Annotated in this window: 19 protein-coding genes; 10 read left to right on the top strand and 9 right to left on the bottom strand. The window is 71.2% G+C overall.

From position 1 onward, the window contains the following. The 7 genes from V7E46_RS07225 to V7E46_RS07195 all read right to left on the bottom strand — a co-directional run. On the bottom strand, positions 1 to 1,198 hold a 1,198-nt coding region (locus V7E46_RS07225), incomplete at its 3' end, for an amino acid adenylation domain-containing protein (protein WP_333767629.1). After that, the gene (locus tag V7E46_RS07220) at positions 1,195 to 1,428 is read right to left on the bottom strand and encodes an MbtH family protein (RefSeq protein WP_333767628.1); all 234 of its coding nucleotides are present in this window, start codon (positions 1,426 to 1,428) and stop codon (positions 1,195 to 1,197) included. The genes V7E46_RS07220 and V7E46_RS07225, both read right to left, overlap by 4 nt. Then, complete coding sequence (locus V7E46_RS07215) at positions 1,425 to 5,438, bottom strand: non-ribosomal peptide synthetase (RefSeq protein WP_333767627.1); 4,014 nt, start codon at positions 5,436 to 5,438, stop codon at positions 1,425 to 1,427. Before V7E46_RS07215 ends, V7E46_RS07220 begins: the two co-directional genes overlap by 4 nt. An 89-nt stretch (positions 5,439 to 5,527) precedes the next feature. Then, entirely contained in the window at positions 5,528 to 6,880 is a 1,353-nt protein-coding gene (locus V7E46_RS07210) for a condensation domain-containing protein (RefSeq protein WP_333767626.1), read from the bottom strand. A 15-nt stretch (positions 6,881 to 6,895) separates the two neighbouring features. Further along, on the bottom strand, positions 6,896 to 7,672 hold the full coding sequence (locus V7E46_RS07205; protein ID WP_329180003.1) for an ABC transporter permease: 777 nt from the start codon (positions 7,670 to 7,672) through the stop codon (positions 6,896 to 6,898). Beyond that, positions 7,669 to 8,472, bottom strand: a complete 804-nt coding sequence (locus V7E46_RS07200) for an ABC transporter permease (protein ID WP_333767625.1) — start codon at positions 8,470 to 8,472, stop codon at positions 7,669 to 7,671. Before V7E46_RS07200 ends, V7E46_RS07205 begins: the two co-directional genes overlap by 4 nt. Further along, positions 8,469 to 9,401 carry an ABC transporter ATP-binding protein gene (locus V7E46_RS07195; protein WP_333767624.1) on the bottom strand — a complete coding sequence of 311 codons (933 nt, stop codon included), beginning with the start codon at positions 9,399 to 9,401 and terminating at the stop codon, positions 8,469 to 8,471. The genes V7E46_RS07200 and V7E46_RS07195 overlap by 4 nt, the downstream gene beginning before the upstream one ends. A 778-nt stretch (positions 9,402 to 10,179) precedes the next feature. On the opposite strand from V7E46_RS07195, the gene V7E46_RS07190 reads away from it, so the two are divergent. The 3 genes from V7E46_RS07190 to V7E46_RS07180 are packed head-to-tail and all read left to right on the top strand — an operon-like array spanning position 10,180 to position 12,397. Next, positions 10,180 to 10,437 (top strand): acyl carrier protein, encoded by a 258-nt coding sequence (locus V7E46_RS07190; RefSeq protein WP_329179997.1) that lies wholly within the window; start codon positions 10,180 to 10,182, stop codon positions 10,435 to 10,437. A gap of 50 nt (positions 10,438 to 10,487) precedes the next feature. Next, positions 10,488 to 11,585 carry an acyl-CoA dehydrogenase family protein gene (locus tag V7E46_RS07185; protein ID WP_333767623.1) on the top strand — a complete coding sequence of 366 codons (1,098 nt, stop codon included), beginning with the start codon at positions 10,488 to 10,490 and terminating at the stop codon, positions 11,583 to 11,585. After that, positions 11,582 to 12,397: a hypothetical protein gene (locus V7E46_RS07180; RefSeq protein ID WP_333767622.1), complete on the top strand. Its 816-nt coding sequence runs from the start codon at positions 11,582 to 11,584 to the stop codon at positions 12,395 to 12,397. The genes V7E46_RS07185 and V7E46_RS07180 overlap by 4 nt, the downstream gene beginning before the upstream one ends. On the opposite strand, the gene V7E46_RS07175 is transcribed toward V7E46_RS07180, so the two are convergent. Continuing rightward, positions 12,370 to 13,497, bottom strand: a complete 1,128-nt coding sequence (locus V7E46_RS07175; protein WP_333767621.1) for a nucleotidyltransferase domain-containing protein — start codon at positions 13,495 to 13,497, stop codon at positions 12,370 to 12,372. The genes V7E46_RS07180 and V7E46_RS07175 overlap by 28 nt on opposite strands. A gap of 456 nt (positions 13,498 to 13,953) precedes the next feature. Here V7E46_RS07175 and V7E46_RS07170 point away from each other — a divergent pair, with 456 nt between their 5' ends. The 4 genes from V7E46_RS07170 (at position 13,954) to V7E46_RS07155 (ending at position 17,070) form a co-directional block, all read left to right on the top strand. Continuing rightward, entirely contained in the window at positions 13,954 to 14,709 is a 756-nt protein-coding gene (locus tag V7E46_RS07170) for an SDR family oxidoreductase (protein WP_333767620.1), read from the top strand. Between the two features lie 79 nt (positions 14,710 to 14,788). After that, a complete protein-coding gene (locus V7E46_RS07165) occupies positions 14,789 to 14,953 on the top strand; it encodes a hypothetical protein (RefSeq protein ID WP_329179989.1) in 165 nt (54 codons plus the stop codon). A 95-nt stretch (positions 14,954 to 15,048) separates the two neighbouring features. Continuing rightward, on the top strand, positions 15,049 to 16,260 hold the full coding sequence (locus V7E46_RS07160; RefSeq protein WP_333767619.1) for a hypothetical protein: 1,212 nt from the start codon (positions 15,049 to 15,051) through the stop codon (positions 16,258 to 16,260). 60 nt (positions 16,261 to 16,320) lie between these two features. Beyond that, a complete protein-coding gene (locus V7E46_RS07155; RefSeq protein WP_333767618.1) occupies positions 16,321 to 17,070 on the top strand; it encodes a class I SAM-dependent DNA methyltransferase in 750 nt (249 codons plus the stop codon). Here V7E46_RS07155 and V7E46_RS07150 read toward each other — a convergent pair. Beyond that, positions 17,067 to 17,696 carry a dTMP kinase gene (locus V7E46_RS07150; RefSeq protein WP_333767617.1) on the bottom strand — a complete coding sequence of 210 codons (630 nt, stop codon included), beginning with the start codon at positions 17,694 to 17,696 and terminating at the stop codon, positions 17,067 to 17,069. The genes V7E46_RS07155 and V7E46_RS07150 overlap by 4 nt on opposite strands. Positions 17,697 to 17,739: 43 nt before the next feature. Between V7E46_RS07150 and V7E46_RS07145 the strand changes: the two genes are divergently transcribed. Genes V7E46_RS07145 through V7E46_RS07135 form a run of 3 tightly spaced genes read left to right on the top strand, consistent with a single transcriptional unit; the run spans position 17,740 to position 20,931 of the window. Next, entirely contained in the window at positions 17,740 to 18,546 is an 807-nt protein-coding gene (locus V7E46_RS07145; protein ID WP_333767616.1) for a sugar phosphate isomerase/epimerase family protein, read from the top strand. Next, positions 18,539 to 19,771, top strand: a complete 1,233-nt coding sequence (locus tag V7E46_RS07140; RefSeq protein WP_333767615.1) for an acyl-CoA dehydrogenase family protein — start codon at positions 18,539 to 18,541, stop codon at positions 19,769 to 19,771. Before V7E46_RS07145 ends, V7E46_RS07140 begins: the two co-directional genes overlap by 8 nt. After that, positions 19,768 to 20,931: a M20 family metallopeptidase gene (locus V7E46_RS07135; protein WP_333767614.1), complete on the top strand. Its 1,164-nt coding sequence runs from the start codon at positions 19,768 to 19,770 to the stop codon at positions 20,929 to 20,931. Before V7E46_RS07140 ends, V7E46_RS07135 begins: the two co-directional genes overlap by 4 nt. Positions 20,932 to 20,939: the final 8 nt, after the last annotated feature.

The raw sequence follows: 20,939 nt of genomic DNA, 5'->3' as shown, positions 1-20,939 counted from the left end.
CCCCCCACCGCACCAGATCCCCCGTCCGATACATCCGCGACCCCGCACCACCGAACGGATCCGCCACAAAACGCACCGCCGTCAAACCCGGCCGACCCACATACCCCCGCGCCACCTGACACCCACCCACATACAACTCCCCCACCACACCCACCGGCACCGGCCGCAACACACCATCCAGCACATACACCCGCGTATTCCACACCGCACCACCAATCGGCGGCCGTGCGAGATGGCGCTCCTCGCGCAGCGACATGGCGGTGGCCCACACGGTGGTCTCGGTCGGGCCGTAGAGGTTGGTCACCTCCCGCGCACGGGCGTGCAGGTCGCGCGCGAGCCGCTCCGGCAGCGCCTCGCCGCCGACCAGGGCGTGCAGCCGCGACAGGTCCGGCGGGTCCGCGGCCAGGACGGACTGCCACATCGCGGGGGTGGCCTGGGCGGCGGTGATGTCCTTCACGCCCATCAGGCGCGCGAGCCGCGCCGGATCGCGGTGCTCGTCGTCTGTGGCCATGACCAGGGTGGCGCCGCTGAGCAGCGGGACGAACACCTCCAGCGCCGCGATGTCGAAGCTCGTCGTGGTGACCGCCAGGAAGCGGTCCCGTGCCGAGAGCCGCAGGCGCTCGGTGAACGCGCGCAGCAGGTTGTCCAGATTCCCGACGGTGACGACGACGCCTTTGGGGGTTCCGGTGGAACCCGAGGTGTACAGGACGTAGGCGGCGTTGTCGGGGTGGGCGGCCGGCGCGGCGGGGTCCCCGGCTCCGGACCGGCCGGCCGCCGGACAGGCGGCGTCGGCGCACCGGTCCAGGTGGATCGTCGGCAGATCGGGTCCCGGGTCGCCGGTCCGCGGCGGCTCGGCGCCCGCTTCGGTGACCAGCAGCAGCGGGCGCGCGTCCCGCAGCACGTGGCGGGTACGCTCCGGCGGGTGGTCCAGGGCGAGGGGCAGATACGCGGCGCCCGTCCGGGCCACGGCGAGCAGCGTCGCGACCAGCCGCACCGACCGTCGCAGCGAGAGCGCCACCAGCCGTTCGGGGCCCGCGCCGTGCGCCCTGAGCATCCGTGCCAACCGCTCGGCCCACGCGTCCAGTTCCGCGTAGGTCAGCGACTCCCCGCCGCACTCGACGGCGACGGCGCCGGGTGTCGCCGCCGCCTGCCGCGCGAAGACCCGGGCCGCGGTGTCGTACGCGGGACCGCCGCTCATACGTCCTCCCGGCCGGGCACGGCCGCGCCCGTCCGGGCGGCGAGTCCGCGGGGCCGTATGTCGGCCCAGTGCGTGTCCACGTAGGCGACGCACTCCTCGTACGGACGCTCGTCGAGTACGACCGACCAGCCCGCCGGCACCGGAAGGCCGGCCGGCCACAGCGAGTGCTGCGCCTCCTCGTTGCACAGGACGTGGAAGGACGCGGCCCGGTCGTCGAAGGGATTGCTCATGAGGTCTCCTCGGTCTGTCCTGTCCGCCGGGCGTCGAGCGCGGCGCCCAGCAGGCGGGCGGTCTCCGGTACTGCCGTGGTGAACATCTCGTAGTGGTCGCAGTCGACCGGCAGCACGGTCACCTGCCCGCTGACGTAGGGGCGCCAGGAGTCCGCCGGCGGTGTGCCGCCGGACCGCCCGTCCCGCGGTGGTTCGCGGCGGGCCGTCAGCAGGGTCAGATCCCCCTCGAAGCGCGCCGGGGTGAAGCGGCCCATCAGAGCGACGTTGTTCATCCCGACCCGCACGGCCGACCGCACGCGCGACGGGTCGGCTCCGGCCAGCGGCGGGAACCGCCGGCGCAGTTCCTGGACCGTCGCCTCGTCGATCCCCCGGCCTCCGGCGGGTCCCGGCGCACCGTCCAGGAGGTTGCGCAGGGCCGCCGACACCAGTTCCTCCTCGCCGGCCTCGTGCGGCACCGGTCCCGGCGGCTCCGGAAAGCTGTCGAACGCCACGAGCAGGTCCACCCGTTCACCCGCCTGCTGGAGCCGGGTCGCCATGGCGTGTGCCACCAGCCCGCCGAAGGACCATCCGAGCAGGTGGTAGGGGCCCCCGGGCTGCACCGTCCTGATCCGGGCGATGTAGTCGTCCGCCATCTCCTCGACGCTGCCGGGCAGCCGGTGCGCGTCCTGGCCGCCGGTCAGGCCGCGTGCCTGGAGGGCGTGAACGGGCCAGTCGGCGTCGAGGTCCTCCAGCAGCCGGAAGTAGCACCAGCCCAGGCCGGTACCCGGATGGACGAAGAAGAGCGGCGTACGGCGGCCTCCCGGCCTGAGCGCCAGCAGGGGCGCGGTCCCCTCCGCGACCGGGCCGCCGCCCGGCGCGGACAGGTTGCCGATCAGCTTCGAGACGGTGGGCCAGCGGAACACCGCCTGGACCGGGACCTCCACCCCCAGGGCGCGGGTCAGCCGCCGGGCCAGCCGGATCGCCAGCAGCGAATTCCCGCCGTGGCCGAAGAAGTCGTCGTCGACGCCGACCGACGGCAGGCCCAGCAGTTCGGCGGTGATCCGGGCGGCGGCGGCCTCGGCCGGATCGCCGGGAGCGCGGCTCTCCCGGGTCGCCTCGGCTCGCGGGGCGGGCAGGGCCGCCCGGTCGAGCTTGCCGTTGTGGCTCAGCGGCAGCCTGTCCAGGACGACGACCGCGCCGGGCACCATGGCCCGGGGCAGCCTGGCGGCCAGCAGCGCGCGCAGCCGGGCGGGTTCCGGCCGCCGGGGGGCCGCGCCGCCGGGACCGGGGCGGTGCGCCGGGGTGACGTAGGCGACGAGCAGCTGCCCGCCGCCGGTGTCGGTGCGCACCACCGCGCACGCCGATCCCACCGATCCGTCCTCGGCCAGCAGGCTCTCGACCTCGCCCAGTTCGAGCCGCTGGCCCCTCAGCTTGACCTGCTGGTCGGCGCGGCCCAGGTAGTCCAGGCTCCCGTCCGGCCGCCACCGGACGATGTCGCCCGTCCGGTACATGCGGGTGCCGGACCCGTGGTGCGGGTCGGCCACGAAGCAGGCGGCGGTCAGGCCGGGCCTGTTCACATATCCCAGCGCCAGTTGGACCCCGCCGAGGTACAACTCCCCCGGCACGCCCGGCGGACAGGGCTGGAGCATCCGGTCCAGGACGTACACGCGGGTGTTCCACACCGGCCGGCCGATCGGGACGGGACCCGCCTCCCCCGGCGGGCAGGAGCGGTACGTCACGTCGACGGCGGCCTCGGTCGGACCGTACAGGTTCTCCAGCGCGACCCCGGGCAGGACACGGTGGAACTCCCGTACCGTCTCCCTGGACAGCGCCTCCCCGCTGCAGAAGATCCGCCGCAGGCCGCCGTGCGCGCCGGCCTCCGCCTCGGCCAGGAAGTGGTCCAGCATCGAGGGGACGAAGTGCGCCACGGTGACACCCGACTCGCGGACGGTACGGGCCAGCCGGGCCGGATCCCGGTGCTCGCCGGGCTCGGCCAGGACGAGCACCGCGCCCTCGCACAGCGGCCAGAGCAGTTCCCAGAGCGAGACGTCGAAGCCGACCTGCGTCTTGTGCAGGACGCGGTCGGTGCGGCTCAACGGGTAGGTGCCCTGCATCCACCGCAGCCGGTTGCCGAGGGCGGCGTGCGGGACGGCCACCCCCTTGGGCCGGCCGGTGGTGCCGGAGGTGTAGATCACGTACGCGGGGTCGTCCGCGGCGGGGCCGGGCACGGCCGCCGGGCGGGACCGGCCCGCGCGGGGCGGCGCCGGTCCGTCCACGAGCACCACCGGGGTTCCCGTGTCCGGCAGTTCGCCGCGGGTCACGCGGTCGGTGACCACGCACACCGGCCGGGCGTCGGCGAGCACGTCCGCCGTCCGCGCCGCCGGGTGTTCCGGATCCACCGGAAGGTACGCGCCGCCCGCGGTGAGGACGGCCAGCACGGCCACCACCAGGTCCGCCGAACGGGGCAGCGCGACCGCGACGGGGATGCCGGGGCCGGCTCCCGCGACGGTCAGCCGGGCCGCGAGCCGCCCCGCCCGCGCGTGCAGCTCGCCGTAGGTGAGCGTCGACCGCCCGCTCACCACGGCGGGCGCCCCGGGATCGGCCGCCGCCCGCGCGGCCAGCGCGGCCGGCAGCGTACCGGCCGGCAGGCGCCGGTCCGTCGCGTTCCACTCCACCAGGGTCCGGTGGCGCTCCTCGGCGGACAGCACGTCGATCCGGTGGACGGTGCGCGACGGGTCCTCCAGCACGGCGTCGAGGACGCGGAGCAGGCGCTCGCACAGGCCTTCCGCGGTCCGGTGGTCGAAGAGGCCGGCCGCGTACTCCAGGTAGCCGTCGAGGTCGTGCGCGGTGCCGGGACCGCCGTGGCGCTCGGCGAGCTGGAAGGTCAGGTCGAACTTGGCCGAGGGCGGCCCGTCCACCGCCAGCGGCGTCGCCGCGACCGCGCCGAAGTCCGGCCCGTCCTGGCTGTGCGCACCGAGGGCGATCATCACCTGGAACAGCGGGTGGTGGGCCGGGGAGCGCGGCGGATTCAGCGCGGCCACCAGCAGGTCGAACGGCAGGTCCTGGTGCGCGAAGGCGTCGAGGTCGGTGCGCCGCACGCGCTCCAGCAGCTCGGTGAAGGACGGATCGCCCGACAGGTCGGTGCGCAGCACGAGGGTGTTGACGAAGAAGCCGACCATGCCGTCCAGTTCTTCGTCCTGCCGGCCGGAGACGACCGCGCCGATCGGCAGGTCCTCGCCCGCGCCCATGCGGCTGAGCAGAACGGCCACGGCCGCGTGCACCACCATGAACGGCGTGCACCGCCGGTCGCGCGCCAGCCGCGCCAGTGCGCGGAAGCGCTCGGGACCGCAGCGGAAGGGCGTCCGGCCCCCCTGGTGTCCGGCGACCGGCGGGCGGGGGCGGTCGGCCGGCAGCGACAGCACCTCCGGCATCCCGTCCAGGACCTGCCGCCAGTGGTCCGCCTCGCGGGCGTGGACGCTGTCCGGGTCGGCGGGATCGCCCAGCAGCTCGCGCTGCCACAGCGTGTAGTCGGCGTACCGCACCGGCAGCTCTTCCAGGCCCGGCTTGCCGCCGTCCGTGCGTGAGCGGTAGGCCGCCGCCAGGTCGCCCAGCAGGGGACCGGTCGACCAGCCGTCCGTGGCGATGTGGTGCGCCACCAGCAGGAGGACGTGGTCCAGCGGTCCCAGCTCGAACAGCTCCGCGCGGAAGGGCGGGCGGGTCAGGTCGAACGGGAGCGCGACGGACCGCCGCACGGCCGCGTCGACCTCGTCCTCGGACAGCGCGACGACCGGCAGGTGCGGGCGGGCGGCGTCGGCGTCGATGACGCGCTGGCAGGACGAACCGTCCTTCTCGGGGAAGACGGTCCGCAGCGGCTCGTGCCGCCCCACCACGTCGGCGAGCGCGCCGCGCAGCGCCGCCACGTCCAGCGGCCCGGTCAGGCGCAGCGCGGTCGGCACGTTGTAGGCCGCGCCGGTGTCCTCCAGGCGGTCGATGAACCACAGCCGGCGCTGCGCGAAGGAGAGAGGCAGCACTCACCTGCTCCTTTGCCGGGGTCCGCGCAGCGCCCGGGCCGGCCCGCGGTGGCGGGGGCCGGACGGCGCCGGGCGGCCGGGTCGCGCGCTCACCGGACCTCCTGGCGGCCGACCGCGTCGCGGCAGCCGGCGACCACCGCGTCCATGTCGAGGTCCCCGTCGGCGGCCAGCCGGTGCAGCTGCTCGTCGTACCAGGCGAGCAGGGCGTGCAGCCGTGGCTGCGGGAGGAGCCGGGGGTCGGCGCGGACCACGATCGGCATCTCGGGTCCGCTGCGGATCTTGACGTCGAGACGCGGTCCGATCTGCCGGTGGGGACGGGTCGCCTCGATCCGCCCGGGTCCCGCGCCGGTGTGGCCGGGCGCCGAGGAGGCGTCGTGGGCCGCGAAGTTGTAGAAGTGGTCGAACCCGAGCGCGATGCCGCGCTCCGCGCGCACCAGCTCGGTGACGGCGTCCATGTCGTAGGAACCGGTGCGGTACGCCTGGAGGGCGGCGCCTTGGACGGACTCGGCGTACCGGCCGAAGCCTGCGGGCGGCGCGCCGGTGTCGAGCGGGAGCGGCGCGTACTGGTTCATCGAGCTGACCAGCTCGTGCCAGGGCGGGCGGAAGCGGTTGCTCGACTGGAGGGTGAGGACGACCTGCGCCGTCCCGGTCACGGCCGCGACCGCGAGCGAGGTCAGGGACAGCAGGACGCCGTGCGCCGGTACTCCCAGCCGCCCGGCCCCGGCCGCGAGCGCGGAGCGCGCCCCCGGCGACCGCAGCTGGGCCTCGATGCGGCCGGGCGCCTCCTCGGCCGGTTCGGGAACCGGGAAGACCTCGGGGGGCAGCGTCTCCAGCAGGTGCGCCCACCGGCCGAGGGCGGCCTGCCGGCGGGCGGCGTTGGCGTCGGACCGCTGGAAGAGGGCCAGCTCCGCCGGCTGCGCCGGGGTCTGCGCCAGCCATTCCCGCCCCTGGGGGTCGTCCCCGCCCATGAGTTCGGTCAGCTCGGCGCGCAGCCGGCGGTGGGCGAACCCGTCGGCGACGATGTGGTCGGCGACGATGACGACGTACCGCGGGCGGCCGCCCCGGGTCAGCACCGTGAAGCGCCGGCCGAAGTCGGTCTCCAGGTCGATGCGTTCGTTCGCCAGGCCGCGGGCGGTCGCGATGGCGTCGGGCTCCGAGGCGCCGGCCGGAAGCCCGACGGTGACGGCCTCCACCCGGTCCGCGGCAGGCCGCACCCGCTGGACGGGGCCCTCCGGCGTGTCGGAGAAGTGCGTGCGCAGCGACTCGTGGCGCCGGCACAGGGTGCTCAGCGCTGCCGCGACGCGCTCGGGCGGGCAGCCGTCTGGCACCGCCACGGCAGTGCTCAGGTACGTCTCCGGCCAGCGGGCGTGCGGCCAGTGGGCGATGATCCGCCGGACCGAGAGTTGCCCGAACGTCAAAGGCACGCTGTCAGGCTGCGACATCCCGCTTGGTCCTCCTTAAACGTCGTCGAGTGTGGCCCGTCGCCTGCTGGCCGTTTCCAGCGCGCGCAGGAGCAGCAGGGCCAGCAGCGCCAGCACGGCGGTCTTCAGCAGCTCCAGGCCCAGCAGCCCGGCGACGCCGCCGTCACCCGACAGCGCACGGCGTGCGGCCTCGATCCCCTGGGACGTCGGCATGAGCCGGCCGACCGCGGCGAGCCACGGCGGCAGCTGGTCGATGGGGATGTTCACCCCGCACAGCAGCAGCATGAGGTAGAGCACGATGTTGGCCACCAGGGTGGCCTCCCGGGTGCGCAGGCCGATCGCGCCGACGACCAGGCCGCACGCGCTGCAGGACGAGGCGGTGACGAGTACGGCGAGCAGCAGCCGTGGCAGGGCCTGCGCCGGGACGTGCACCCACCCGGCGGCGACGCCGAGCGTCAGCATGACCGCCGAGGTGAAGGCGCCGATGAGGACGGCGGGCACGATGCGTCCGCCGAACATCACCCATCTGTTGGCCGGCGTGGACAGTACGGCGGTGAGCGTGCCGCCGAAGCGCTCGCCCTGGATCGACATGGCCGGGGCGAACAGGCCGGCCACGGCGCAGGCGTTCAGCGCGTTGCCGACCACGTAGTAGCCGGTGGGATGGGTGCCCAGGTAGCGGCCGAGGTGGACGAACCACAGCAGCTGCACCACCGGGACGCCGATGACGGTGGGGATGAAGGCGGACGGCCGCAGCCAGCGGAACAGCGCCAGGTGGGAGCGCCAGCCCGCGACGAAGAACAGCCTCAGCGTCACTGAAGCGCCAGTGTTCCGCTGGAGCGTGCCAGCCACTCGAACCTCCCCAGCAGCAGGAGGGTGACGCCGACGTAGACGGCGGACAGCAGGAGGCACATGCCCACGGCGCGCCCGGCCGCCCCGGCGGATCCGAGGGCCGCGTTCTCCAGCGCGCTGACCCCCCAGGTGGGGGCCAGGACGTGGGAGACCACCCGCACCGGGCGCGGGAGGGTGGAGATCGGCACGAGCATGCCGCTGAGGATCCACACCGGGTACTCGAAGAAGTTGGCCAGCGACTGGGCGGTGGGATAGAGGATGAAGCCCGAGGCCAGCAGCAGGCCCAGCAGTCCCAGCGCCAGCACCGTCACCAGGACGGCGGCGGCGAACAGCAGCGGGTGGGCGATGTGCAGCGGCATGCTGAAGAGCACCGCGCTCCACAGCAGGGTCGCGCCGAGGCCGTAGACGCCCAGCGACGCGGTGGCCAGGGTGAACGGCAGGATGACGAAGAACGTCGACCGGGGACTGGCCACCAGGGGTTCCAGGACCTGCGACACGCGCAGCCGGTTGATGGCGTTCCCCGAACCGAGCAGGGTCGAGGACCACATGCCCATCATTCCGGCGCTCAGCGCCACGCTGATGGGCGCGGTGTGCCGGACCGAGCCGCGGAACATGTAGAAGGCCAGCGAGGCGAAGATCAGCGGCAGCACGATCGCGAAGAAGAGGTAGAGCCGGGAGCGCGCGAGCTGGCGCAGTTCCAGCCGCAGCGACCGGGCCAGGTAGCCGCTGTTGGCGCGCAGTGACAGGACAGCGGAGGCCGTCACGTGTCGTCCCCGGTGATGAGGGACACGTACGCGTCCTCCAGCGTCGGCTCGCGCTTGATCACCTGGAGGACCGTCAGCTCCCTGATCTCGGCCAGCACCACGGCGGTCACATCGGTCTCCTGGCCGCTGTGGATGTCGAGGGACTGGCCCGCGTCGCGCCCGGACAGGCTCACCGACCGCACCCCGGGCAGCCGCCGCAGCCTCGCCACGTGCTCGTCACCGGCACCGTTGACGTGCACGGTGAGGACGACCTGGCCGTCGGTCTGCTTCTTCAGGGATTCGGGTGTCCCCTCCGCGATCTTCCGGCCGTCGCGCATCACCGCGACCCGGTCGCACATCTCGTCGGCCTCGAACATGTAGTGCGTGGTGAGCAGCACGGTCCGCCCCTGCCGCACCTGTTCGCGGACCAGCGCGCGCAGTTCACGGGCGCCCACCGGGTCGATCCCGTTGCTCGGTTCGTCGAGGATGACCACCTGCGGGTCGTGCAGCAGGCCCCGCGCGATGTGCAGCCGCTGCTTCATGCCGCGGGAGAACGACTCCACGCGCTTTCGCTCGCTGCCGAGCAGCCCCACCATGTCCAGCAGTTCGGGCACGCGGCGCTTCTGCTCCCGGTACGGGATCCCGTAGAGATCGGCGAAGAGCAGGAGGTTGTCCCGGGCCGACAGCCGCGCGTACAGACCGGCGTCGCCGCCCAGGATCACCCCGGTGAGCCGGCGTACCGCCTGGGCGTCCTTCACCACGTCGTGCCCGAGAATGCCCGCCGATCCCGAGGACGGCAGCAGAACTGTCATCAGTATCTTCGCGGTGCTGGTCTTCCCGGCTCCGTTGGGGCCCAGGAGCCCCAGCATTTCACCGCGCTCGACGCGCAGCGAGAGGCCGTCCACGGCGCGTTTGACGCTCCCCTGCGGACCGCGAAAGGTGCGACTCAAATCGTCCAGTAATATAGCAGATTCAGAAGCAGAACCGGTCATCGCTACCTCTTAAACCGTCACCAGGTGAACAGTCCACCGAATCCAGTCCGAACAGCTCAGCAGGCCATCAATATTCCACAACCCTAAAGCCACGGCAAGATCAATCGCCGGGTCCTAAAAAATCTCAGCGCGAGCACATTGGAGGATGCGACACATTTATAGATGTTCACGCGAGAGGTCCCATTCATCCCATTCGTCGAACCTGCAAGCGGCCGACCAGGCAGTTCACGCTCCCGATCCCCGGACGAGGGCTCACCAAGGACGCGGTGGCCCCTCTTCCGCATTGGATCGGCCAGGCCGATCAGGAACCGGCCATTCGGAGGCCCACGGCAATCGTCGGAACGTTGAACTCCGTTTTTGCTGTGATCTCTGCGGAGTCGTTCTCGGGCCGCGCCCAGGCGCCGTCGCGGCAGTGGTCCTGGCAGGGATGATTTTCCGTCAAATTTAGCATCGGCCTTGCACTGACGCGCAGGACGGGGGGGTTGACTTCGTCCTGCAAGTATGAACGACTACGGGTTCATGTGTTTACTGTCGAGCGAGGCGGGGATACCGTTCGGGTGCCGTTTTCCGGGCGTCGGCATTCACGGAAACCCGACCTCCCGGCCACCGGCAGGACGCCCGAACGGACGGAATGCTTCCGCCTCTTCACGCCGCGGACGGCGCAGGGGAGCGCCGGAGGGCGCCGATCGGCTCGACGCACCCACCGGGCACTTCGGAAGCTGAGGAGAGACATCTCGTGGACGAGGAGATCAGGCAGGTCATCGCCGGCGCGCCCAAGCTGCGGGACATCGTGCCCGGGCTGCCGGCGGACGCCGACCTGTGGGACGCGGGTATGGACTCGGTGACCAGCGTGCAGATGATGCTGCTGCTGGAGGACCACTACGGCGTGGAATTCCCGCAGGCCGTGCTGACCCGGGAGACGTTCACCAGCATCAGGAGCATCGGGTCGGCGCTGGCGCCGCTGCTGGACGAGCAGCGGGCCACCCCGCGGTGACGACGGCGCGGGCGCGCGGGCTCACCCGGGAAGTGGACCGGGCTCTCACCATGGCCGCCGAGCAGGCGGGCGCGGCGGCCGACGACGTGGACCGGGACGCGCGGCTGCCGGCCGAGGCGCTCAAGGCGCTGCGCGACACCAACCTGATCACGGCCGTCGTCCCGCGGGAGTCGGGCGGGCTCGGGCTCGGGCTGCCGGCCCTGGTCGAGGTCGCGGAGCGCCTCGCACGGAGCTGCGCGGCCACGGCGATGATCTGGGCCATGCACCAGACGCAGCTGGCCTGCGTCGTCCGGCACCACCCCGGGTCCCCGCTGCTGCGCACAGCGGTGGACCGGCGATGGCTGATCGCCTCGGTCACCAGCGAGCGTGGCACGGGCGGCGATCTGCGCCACAGCACCACCGGCGTGGCGGACGGCGCGGCCGGCCGGACGACGCTGGAGAAGGACGGCACCACCGTCTCCTACGGCGCGCACGCGGACGCCTACCTGGTCACCGCCCGCCGTTCGGCCGACGCGGATCCCGGTGACCAGGTCGCCGTCCTGGTGGGCCGCGAGCAGGTCGAGCTGGAGCAGCAGGGCACCTGGGACACCCTGGGGATGCGGGGCACCTGCAGCCCCTCGTTCCGGCTCAGGGCCGCCTTCGACCGCGACCAGATACTGCCGGTGCCGTTCAGGACCGTCGCCGCCATGACCATGGTGCCGGTGTCCCACCTGCTGTGGGCGGGCGTGTGGCACGGAATCGCCATCGAGGCGGTGGACCGGGGCGTACGGTGCGTGCGGCGGCGGGTGCTGGCCGGGGGGAGCGGGGACGTTCCCGAACTCGCTCTGGCGCACTCCCGGCTGCTGGGGATGAGGGCGCAGCTCGACGCGGCGGTGCAGGCCGTCGAGCCGGTGCTCGCGGCGGGAGCCGAACCCACCCTGGGGCTCGGCGTGCAGCTCAACGCCCTCAAGGTGGCGGCCTCGGAGAGCGCCGTGGAGATCACCCAACTGGCGCTGCGGGTCTGCGGAATGGCCGGCTTCACCGAACGGGGGCCCCAGTCGGTGGCGCGGCTGCTGCGCGACGCGTGCTCCGCCCCGCTGATGATCGGCAACGGCCGGCTGCTCGCCGTCAACGCCCAGACCCTGCTGCTCTCCCGAGGAGAACGATGACGACGACGCCGGGCCGGCTCGACCAGGCACCCGGAGTGGTGCTCACCTCCGGTGCGGAAGGCCGGACCCTGGACCACCTGCGGGAGGGCATCGCCGCACGGTTCCTCGCGGAGAGCGAGGAGCACTACCTCGCCCCTCCGGTGCTGTCCAGGGCGGTCTGCGAGCGGGCCGGCTACCCCGGCACCTTCCCGCACCTGCTCGGATCGGTGCACGGCTCCCCGGACGGCGGCGCGCCGGCTCCCACCGACCTCGTGCTGACCTCGGCGGCGTGCCACCACCTGTATCCGCTGCTCGCCGGCCGCACCGTCACCGCCACGGGCCAGCTGAGCGTGGAAGCCGTCTGCTACCGGGCGGAGGCGACCGCCGAGACGGGCCGGCTGCGCTCCTTCCGCATGTACGAGATCGTCCGCTTCGGCGCCCCGGATGCGGTGGCCGACTGGCGGGACTCCGCCCTCGCGTCGGTGGCGGAATGGCTGCGCGGGCTCGGCCTCGGCATCACGGTGGAGCTGGCGAGCGATCCGTTCTTCGGCCGCCCGGGGCTGCTCATGTCGGACGTCCAGCGCAGCAAGCAGCTCAAGTGGGAGGTGCTTGCGGAGGTGGACGAGGGCCTGGCCCAGGCGGTGGCCTCGGCCAACTACCACGAGGACCACTTCGGCCGGGCTTTCGGCTTCACCCTGCCGGACGGCTCACCTGCGCACAGCGCCTGTGTGGCCTTCGGCCTCGACCGGCTCCTCCTCGCGCTCCGCCACCGCCACGGGCCCGGGGCCGGCTGGGACGCCGGACCTCAGGTGCGCGGCACCGAGGACTTCTGAGCCACTCGCCGCCCGCGCCCGCCGTCGAACAGGCGCTCCTTGAAGGGCTGTTCCCAGCGCCCGCCCGCGCCGTCGAAGTCGCCGTAGGAGTCGAGGTAGCCGGTGTCGGCGGGGCGGAAGTGCGCCAACTCCGCCACCGGCACCAGTTCGGGATAGAGCTCGGCGGTGTGGTGCAGGGCGAAGTAGACGCTCCGCCCGGCCGCGTACTCCTCCGCCTGGGCCCGCACCTGCGGCCAGCCGCCACGCTCGGTGAGTTCGGCGCAGCTGAGCCCGATGTCCAGGAACTTCTGCAACTGGAGGTCCGTGCCCTGCTCGATGTAGTGCAGCGTCACCGCCTCCTTGTGCAGGTGAGCGCACAGGTCGATGAACTGGTCCGCGGGGGCGAGCGAGTAACCGGACCGGCCGCACAGCACCGCGGACTCACGACGCGCGATCAGTGCGGAGACGGATACGTTGCTCTCGGCGAGCGTCTGGAAGATGTTCAGGCAGATGTCCACGTCGAACACGTCGACATGCGGGCGGTCCGCGATCTTCACGTAGGGGAGTTCGTTCTGCACGTTCATGTGCCAGAACAGCCGGGTGCTCCGGCTGAACTCCTCGATCCCCGTACCGTCGGCCGAGAGCCTGCCCTGCCGGTAGCCGAGTTCCACCAGCACCTCGCCGGCCTCCGGCGCGTGCGGCCGGTCCACCAGCACGTCGAGATCGCCGATCCTGCGCAGGCCCGGATCGCCGTACAGCCTTTCGACGACGACCGGCCCCTTGCGTATGGCATAGGGGATCCCCGCCTGTCCGAGCGCCTCGATGACCGTGCCGAACTCCTCGGCGAGCGTCAGGTTGCGCTGGAGATTTCCCTCGTACGCGCTCTCGTACAGCCAGCGGTAGGGGATGACGGGCAGCCCTGAGTCGCTGTGGAAGAGCCGGTGCCGGGTGATGTGGCGGCCGACGAGCGGCAGCACCCTGTGGCGGGCGGCCTGATCCACGAAGCCGCCCCAGTCGAACTCCCCGCCGTACCCGGCCAGCGCGGTGCGGACACGGTGCAGCCGAGGGGCGCCGAGGGAGACGCGGGCGAGTTCCAGGAGCAGTTCGTTTTCCCTGTTCATACAGGCAGAAGCCTTCCGTGGGTGAGCCCAATCATATCGGCGGATACCGGCGACGGTAATCTGTTTCTGGTCATCTGCGGCACCCGTCGGACACACGTCGCTCGTACGTCACCGACGAGATCATCACAAGGAGCCGCATCCGCACAAGATCGCAGCCAAACCATCCATGCGCCAAATTAAGACAACCTCGGAGCGGCGTCGCCGAAAATCGCAATGGATATTCTTGACGATGATCCATTGATCCAAGGATGTCCGAAAGCTCCCCCGGCGAAAATGACAACTCCCCTGGCCTGGCAGAATCAAACATTCCACTTGCACGGACATGTGCGACCCGACGCACCCTTGACACCTGCCCCACGCTCTTGAGAGCGTCTCTCCCCATGCGGAGAATCATCTTCCTCGCTCCGGGAGATAGCGCCCGGACGCCCGCTGTTTCCGGTCGGGCCGGTCAACGAAATGATGTGGTACAGCGTGCAGCGCACCTTATCTGAATCGTTGGGTGACTTAAATCCTGTCGCGGTCGTCACCGGCGCGAGTCGCGGACTGGGAAATTCACTCGGCCACGCGTTCCGGGAACGCGGTTTCACAGCCGTGGGTGCGGCGCGAAGCAAGAGCCCCTGTGCCGGAAGCGCGCTTGAGCACTACAGCTCGCTCGACGTCGGGGACGAGCAGGCCGTACAGAGCTTCGCCGATCAGGTCGTCGACAGATTCGGCCGTATCGACGTGTGGGTCAACAACGCGGCAGTGGTGGACATATTCGGCGTGGCGGACGGGAGCAGCGAGCGCTGGTCCCAGCTGATCAGCGTCAACGTGCTGGGCGTCGTCCACGGGTGCCAGGCCTTCGCCCGCCATGTCAGAAGCCGACCGGGACCGGGCGTCCTGGTCAATCTCACGGCCGGCTCGGCCAAGGGCGCCCGCCGCGGCTGGGGCGGCTACGCCGCCACGAAGGCCGCGGTGGAGCGGATCACGGAAGCCGTGGCCGCGGAGGAGCAGCCGGCCGGCCTCACGGCGTTCTCCTTCTCCCCCGGCGCCATGGACACCGATATGCAGCGCTCCCTGTGCGACCTTCCGTCCGACGTGTTCCCGGATGTGCACCTTTTTCGCGAACGGGCCGGGAGAGGCGAGATACCCTCGCCCGGCTCCGTCGCCGGAAAACTTGTGGAGCAGGCCACCGAAAAACTCAGAGCCGACTCTGGCCGGGTCCCGCTGTAAGGCGTGACAAAACCGCCCTCCGAGCTGCCGCGCAAAAAGCGCGGTTGGAATTCCGACATGCAAAGGGAGGTGAATACTAATGAGCACCGATCTGGGTCTTGTGAACGCTCCGGCGGCCGTCCTCGTAGAGTTCGAGCCGGTTGCGGCGATCAACCTGGGCGTTCTGGGAGCGCAGGAGGCTTCCGCCACTGACAGTGGTCTGGAGTCCGTTTCCTGCTGCAACTCGATCATCGCCACCGGCTGATCACGGCTCGCTGGTGGGGCACTCACGTGCCCCACCAGCGTGTTAGGCAGTTTGAGCTCTCATTCGCCATGCCGATACACGAAACGGAATGAAGCATGCGAGTCCGGTTGCAGACCAATCACGGGGAGTATCTGCTCGAGCACGACAGTGCCCCCACCATCGGAGCCCTGCTCCGGCTCTACGGAATTCCGCTGTCCGCCGTGTGGACGTACCGAATCGACGCCCAGCCGGGCGTCGGCGCCCCCGGCCACCGGCGAGCGGTCTTCGTGCCCGCGTCCACCGCGTTGCCGGGCGACGCCTATGACGACACCGAGATCTTCGCCCGTGTCACCCGCAACATCAATCTTCCCGGGCTGCTCGGCTCGGAGACCTCCAGTGCCCGGCTGGCGCCCGAGGCGACCACGGAATGGACCTTCCCCACCCCCGACAGCGGGGCGTTCCAGACCGTCCATTCGCAGATGACCGCGAGCGAGTGCTTCGAATTCGTCCGGCGAAGCGTCACCGACGTCCTCGACCAGTGGCCCGCGGATCCGACGTCCGGCCTGGTGGTCGGCACCTCCGGCGGCGGCGACTCCAACGTCCTGCTCTCCACCCTCATGGAGTCCGGGTTCTTCCGGCCCGAGCAGGTCGTCCCGGTCATGATGCTCGGGATCCCCGACTGGGACGCCCAGGTGGACAACGCACGCGAGCTGTGCGGCGCGCACGGAATCGAGCTCAACGTCGTCGAGGAGTCCGAGACCGCGAGGCTGGCCGGCCTGAAGGAACTGGGCTCCGTCAAGAAGGTGTTCAAGGACTCCTTCCCCGACGCCGACCTCGAGTTCCTGGGCACCTGGCTGCTCCGGCGCGTGCTGTCCCGCTACGCCTCCGAGCGGGGGATCAGGTTCGTCGCCACGGGCGCCAACCGTGAGGACATCGTCGCGGAGCACATCGCCCGCGTGTCACGCGGCCTGCTGCCACTGCCGGCGCCCTTTCGCGAGATCGGCGACGTGACCTTCTGCTACCCCATCTGGAAGGTGCCGAAGAAGATCGGCGACGGTGCCTACCCGGCCTTCAGCCTGGAGAACTACGAGAACCGCAACCCGAGCTACAGTCCGGGCCGCAGCATCTTCTACTACCTGGCCTACTGGATACCGGAGCTGCTGCCCGGTATGGACAACACCCTGCTCGACGGCATGTCACAGCTGGCGGACAAGGACCCCCAGCCCATCACGTGGGACGAGGACCTGCGCGATCACGTGTGCCGCGAGGGCTCGACGGCCGAGCAGAAGAACCGGTGGCAGGAATTCCTGGAGAAAGTGGAGTCCTGACGCCGCACCGGACGCATGCCGCGCGCGGGCCGCGGCACTCCCTACCCTTCGCGAGGACCAATGAACGAGTTTCGCAACTGGACGTCAGCGGCCTACGGGGACGCCCGGGCCGGCGCCTACGACCGGCAGGTGGCCGGGCGGGCCGACGAGCACCTCGCGGTCGGGTTGCTCTCCTCGCTCGCACAAGCCGGGCCCGCGCTCGAACTCGGGGTGGGCACCGGCAGGCTGGCCATCCCGCTCGCGGAGTCCGGCATTGCCGTGCACGGGCTGGACAGTTCCGAGCGGATGCTCGACGTGCTGCGGGCGGCACCCGGCGGCGAGCGGGTCACGGCCCTGCACGGCGACATGGCCGCGTTCGACCTCCCCGGCCGCTACCGCCTCGTCTGGGTGGCCTTCAACTCGTTCTTCCTGCTGGACAGCGCCGGCGCCCAGCAGGACTGCTTCGGCACGGTGGCCCGGCACCTCACCCCCGGCGGGCGCTTCGTCATCGAGGCGTTCGTTCCCGCGCCCGAGCAGTTCTCCGCGACGCCCGCGCTCCGGGTCAAGGACTTCAGCGAGGGCGGCATGCTCCTTCAGGCCTCCCGGCACAGCGACCGCGACCAGACCGTCGAATCACTCGACCTGGAAGTCACCAGCGGCGGGTTCGAGCTGTACCCGACGCGTATCCGCTACAGCTGGCCCGCCGAGCTGGACGCCATGGCCGGCAAGGCGGGCCTGGAGCTGGAGAACCGCTGGGAGACCTGGAGCCGGCAGGGCTTCAGCGCCGACTCCAGGGCCCACGTCAGCGTCTACCGACGGGCCGGCGGCTAGCCGGCCCGCAGGACCCGCTCCTCGACCTGCCGGCGGAGGAGCTGCTGGACCGCCGCATGGTCCCCGTTGCCGTCGACGACGGTGAACTGCGTGAACTCGGGCAGCGAAGCATAGGCGGCCCGGTAGCCGGAGAGGAATTCAAGGCTCTCCTCATCGATCCCGCGCTTCTTGATCCGCTGCTGCGCCTCAAGGGGGTCGACGTCCAGGAAGAGAATCAGGTCAGGCTCGGGAAGTGCCCTGTTCAGACGTCGGAGAAATTCTTCGTTGTCGGCCTTCTGGAGCCTGACCGCAGCGTACTGGCAGTACGTGTACCGGTCCACCAGGGTCACTGTTCCCGGAATTTGGAGGGTGTCTTCCAGGCGGGCGAGTGCCGCCAGCTTCGCGCAGGCCGAAATCAGCCGGATCGCGTCTGCTCCGACCATCTCCAGATGTCCCGGGAAACCGTCTTCCAGAGCGATCCGATCCAGCGACTGGCGAACCGGAAGCATGGTCTGGTTAAGAAGGCAGTGGGCGTTCACGCCTTCTCCTTCCAGCCATTCCGCCAATGCCTTCACCTGCGTGGTCTTGCCCGCACCATCGATACCCACCACGGCAACAAGGAAGCCTCGCTCACGAACAGCTGTCATAGCATTCCCGTTCTGTCGGATCTGGCTACTTAATGAGGTCCAGGTGAATCTCGTAACCATCCAGCCCAGACTGCACCAGCTCTCCGAATACGTCAAGATGGCGCAGTCGGAGGACTTCTACCTGGAACTCATAGAGCCCGCCTATCCAGAGAACCTGGACCGCTTGGAAGAGCACTTCTCCAAACTGCTCGAAGGGCTTCCCGACGGGCTGGCGAAAGTGCTTCACGGACCCTATATCGATATAGCGGTCCATACCGCCGACCGGGAGATCCGAGAGGCTTCGAGGCGCCGCGTCGCAGAATCCCTGAAATGGGCGAAGTCCCTGGGGGTCGAGAGCCTGATACTGCACAGCAATCATCTTCCGATGATCAATGAGGCCGGCTACGACCGGCAGTGGCTGCGGGGGACGCTCGATTTCTTCGAGAGCCTCGACCTGGGATCCGTGACCGTGCTGATCGAGAACATGTGGGACTCCTCGCCGGATCTCAACGTGGAGCTGGTCGAGCGGTTCGACTCGGAACAGCTGCGCCTGTGCTTCGACTCGGCCCACTGGAACGTGTACGGCCGGACCTCGCTCGACGAGTGGTTCCAGCGGGCCGGGAAATACACGCCCTACGTCCAGTACGGCGATAATTCCGGGGACCACGACGCTGATCTCGCCCTCGGCAGCGGAAATCTCGACTGGTCGGAACTCGACCGCTGCCTGCGCACGTACGCGCCCGGCGCGGATGTGATGGTCGGGGTGGGGATCGACGACGGCCGCCGTCTCACCGAATCCCTGGCCTTCCTTCGCGGGCATCGGATCCACCCCTTTCCGCGCCTTTCGGCACCAGGACCCGACGGTGAGTGACTCCCCGCCCGTCGACTACGGTCTGCGGGCCGTCAGCAAGGAGGGCCACCGGGCGGTCGATCTGGCCCTGGACTGCCTGCCGACCGTCTCCGCCGGCGCCGCGGACCACGATCGCGCCGGCTCCTACGCCCGGGAATCGCACGACTGCCTGGCGCGGGCCGGCCTGATGGGTGCCACCGTTCCCCGGCATCTGGGCGGTCTGGGTGTCCGGTCGCTGCGCGATGTGGCAGCGGTCCTGGAGCGGATCGGCGCCGCCGACGCCTCTGTCGCGCTGGCCCTGCACATGCAGCTCTCCCGCGGCCTCTCCCTGTCCGCGGGGCCGCTCGCGGCTGTCCCGGGCGGCCCCGCTCCCGCGGACCAGGAGGGTCCCTCGGCCCTGCTCCGGTCCATGGCCGACGGCAGCGCGTTCGTCGCCGGAGCCGTCACGGAGGCCGGCGCCTCGTACTTCACGGTGCACAGCACGGTCAGCAGGACACCCGAGGGCGCCTGGGCGCTCACCGGGGACAAGCTGATGGTCACGGGCGCGCCCGCCGCCACGCATTTCGCGGTCCGCGCCCGCGTCATGACCGACGCAGGCCCTCGCCTCGGCGGGGTCATCGTGCGCCGGGCGGACCGCGGCGTCTCGGTCGGCAGCGGCTGGGACGGCCTGGGGATGCGGGGATCGGGAAGTGAGCGGGTACGGTTCGCCGCTGCCCCCGTCCTCCCCTGGAGCCTGTCGGTCCGCGGAGAGTGGGGGCGCTACGACCCGCTCGCCCTGCCGGGGAGGCTTCGCAGCTCGGCCGGGATGCTCGGCGTCTACCTGGGGCTGGCCACCGCCGCACGCCACGAGATCGCCGGCGCCCTCGCGCGCCGGCGGACGGCCGGCGACCCCGGCCGGTGGTCGGGGCCGCTGGTCCAGGCCGAACTGGAGGCCGCCGCGGCGCGGCAGAGCACCGCGGCCTTCCTCTCCTCGGTGGACGAGTCCGGCGGCATCGGGCCGGACGACTCGCTCGCTCTTTCCCGCGAATGGCAGTTGTGCAGGCTTCAGCTGCACAGGAGCATGCTCTCGCTCTCGGATCTCGCGATGAGCACCGTGGGCGCCGGTGCCTACCGATGGGCCTCCCCGGTGAGCCGGATACTCCGCGACTGCCGCGCGGCGCAGTTCATGCAGCCCTACGGACCCGCGCACGCCGAGAGGTTCATCGCTTCATCCCACAGCGGCCACGACCCGGAGTTCCTCGTATGAATCCCCGCTTCTCCCCCGACAGGGACCGCCTCGTCGGCATGCTGCGCCGGCTGGTCCGCGTCCGCAGCGAGAACCCCTCGTCCGGCGAGGGGGCGGTCGTCGACCTCCTGTGCCGGATCCTCGCCCCCACCGCGGACAGCCTGGAGAGGATCGAGCACGTCGACGGCCGTCCCAACCTCCTGGCCCGCTACGGCCGGTGCGACGGCAGCCGGCCCACCATCGTGCTGACGGCGAGCACGGACACCGTTCCCGCCGATCCCGCGACCTGGACGCACCCCCCCTTCGAGGGAGGCGTCCACGGGGACGAGCTCTGGGGGCGCGGGTCCGTCGACATGAAAGGCGGGATCGCCGCAGCGGTGGAGGCCGCGATCGGCTATCACACCCTCGGCCGGCCGGGGCCGCACGACGTCCTCCTCGCCTTCACCGCCGACGGCGAACGGGGCGGACGGGCCGGCTGGGACGCGATGACCTCAGGCGCGCACTGGCCGCACCTGGTCGGAGCGGTGGTGACCGCGCCGTCGGACCTCGTGCCGTACCGCCGGGAACGCGGCGTCGCCTGGCTGACGGCGGATCTGCAGGGGAGGACGGCGCCGGCCAACGACCCGGCGGGCGGGGTGTCGGCGATCCTCGCCGCGTGCGAGACGGTCGCCCGGCTCCCCGAGCGCGCGACCGAACTGTTCTCGGGTACGTCCGACGCCGGCCCCGTCGTCGTTTCCGTGGGGCGGATCGTGGGAGGGGAACGCGTCAACGCCGTGCCGGCGCGGTGCCGTCTGGAGCTCGATGTGAGGCTTCCGCCCGGAGCGCACCAGGTGACCCGCGAGTCGGCTTCTCGACTGATCAGTGACTGCACGCGCGAAGACGTCCGTACCGCGTCCAGCATCACGCTCTACAACCCGCCGTCGGAGACTCCCGCCGGTGATCCTTTCTGGACCGCGGTCCGGGGGATCTGCGCGGACCACGGCGTCGGCTCGTCGGGCGATCCGGTGTATTCCGGCCCCACGGACGCGCGCTTCCTGCGGCAGCGCCTGAACGTGCCGACCGTGGTCTGCGGCCCTGGCGACGAGCGACTGGCCCATCGGGACGACGAACGCGTCCCGCTGGCCGAGATCCACCGCGCCGCGCAGATCTATTTCGCTCTTCTCACCCGCCATGCCTTCTGAGGGCGCAC

Source organism: Streptomyces sp. IBSBF 2435 (genome assembly GCF_036815005.1).
Classification (GTDB): domain Bacteria; phylum Actinomycetota; class Actinomycetes; order Streptomycetales; family Streptomycetaceae; genus Actinacidiphila.
Note: the sequence above shows the minus strand (reverse complement) of the source record. Positions and strands in the feature narration are given on the sequence as shown.

Excerpts from the sequence above, each read along its gene's own strand:
- V7E46_RS07210 (WP_333767626.1), bottom strand. The coding sequence starts at position 6,880 with ATGTCGCAGCCTGACAGCGTGCCTTTGACGTTCGGGCAACTCTCGGTC.
- V7E46_RS07170 (WP_333767620.1), top strand. The coding sequence starts at position 13,954 with ATGATGTGGTACAGCGTGCAGCGCACCTTATCTGAATCGTTGGGTGAC.
- V7E46_RS07180 (WP_333767622.1), top strand. The coding sequence starts at position 11,582 with ATGACGACGACGCCGGGCCGGCTCGACCAGGCACCCGGAGTGGTGCTC.
- V7E46_RS07135 (WP_333767614.1), top strand. The coding sequence starts at position 19,768 with ATGAATCCCCGCTTCTCCCCCGACAGGGACCGCCTCGTCGGCATGCTG.
- V7E46_RS07165 (WP_329179989.1), top strand. The coding sequence starts at position 14,789 with ATGAGCACCGATCTGGGTCTTGTGAACGCTCCGGCGGCCGTCCTCGTA.
- V7E46_RS07155 (WP_333767618.1), top strand. The coding sequence starts at position 16,321 with ATGAACGAGTTTCGCAACTGGACGTCAGCGGCCTACGGGGACGCCCGG.
- V7E46_RS07185 (WP_333767623.1), top strand. The coding sequence starts at position 10,488 with ATGGCCGCCGAGCAGGCGGGCGCGGCGGCCGACGACGTGGACCGGGAC.
- V7E46_RS07175 (WP_333767621.1), bottom strand. The coding sequence starts at position 13,497 with ATGAACAGGGAAAACGAACTGCTCCTGGAACTCGCCCGCGTCTCCCTC.
- V7E46_RS07160 (WP_333767619.1), top strand. The coding sequence starts at position 15,049 with ATGCGAGTCCGGTTGCAGACCAATCACGGGGAGTATCTGCTCGAGCAC.
- V7E46_RS07220 (WP_333767628.1), bottom strand. The coding sequence starts at position 1,428 with ATGAGCAATCCCTTCGACGACCGGGCCGCGTCCTTCCACGTCCTGTGC.
- V7E46_RS07150 (WP_333767617.1), bottom strand. The coding sequence starts at position 17,696 with ATGACAGCTGTTCGTGAGCGAGGCTTCCTTGTTGCCGTGGTGGGTATC.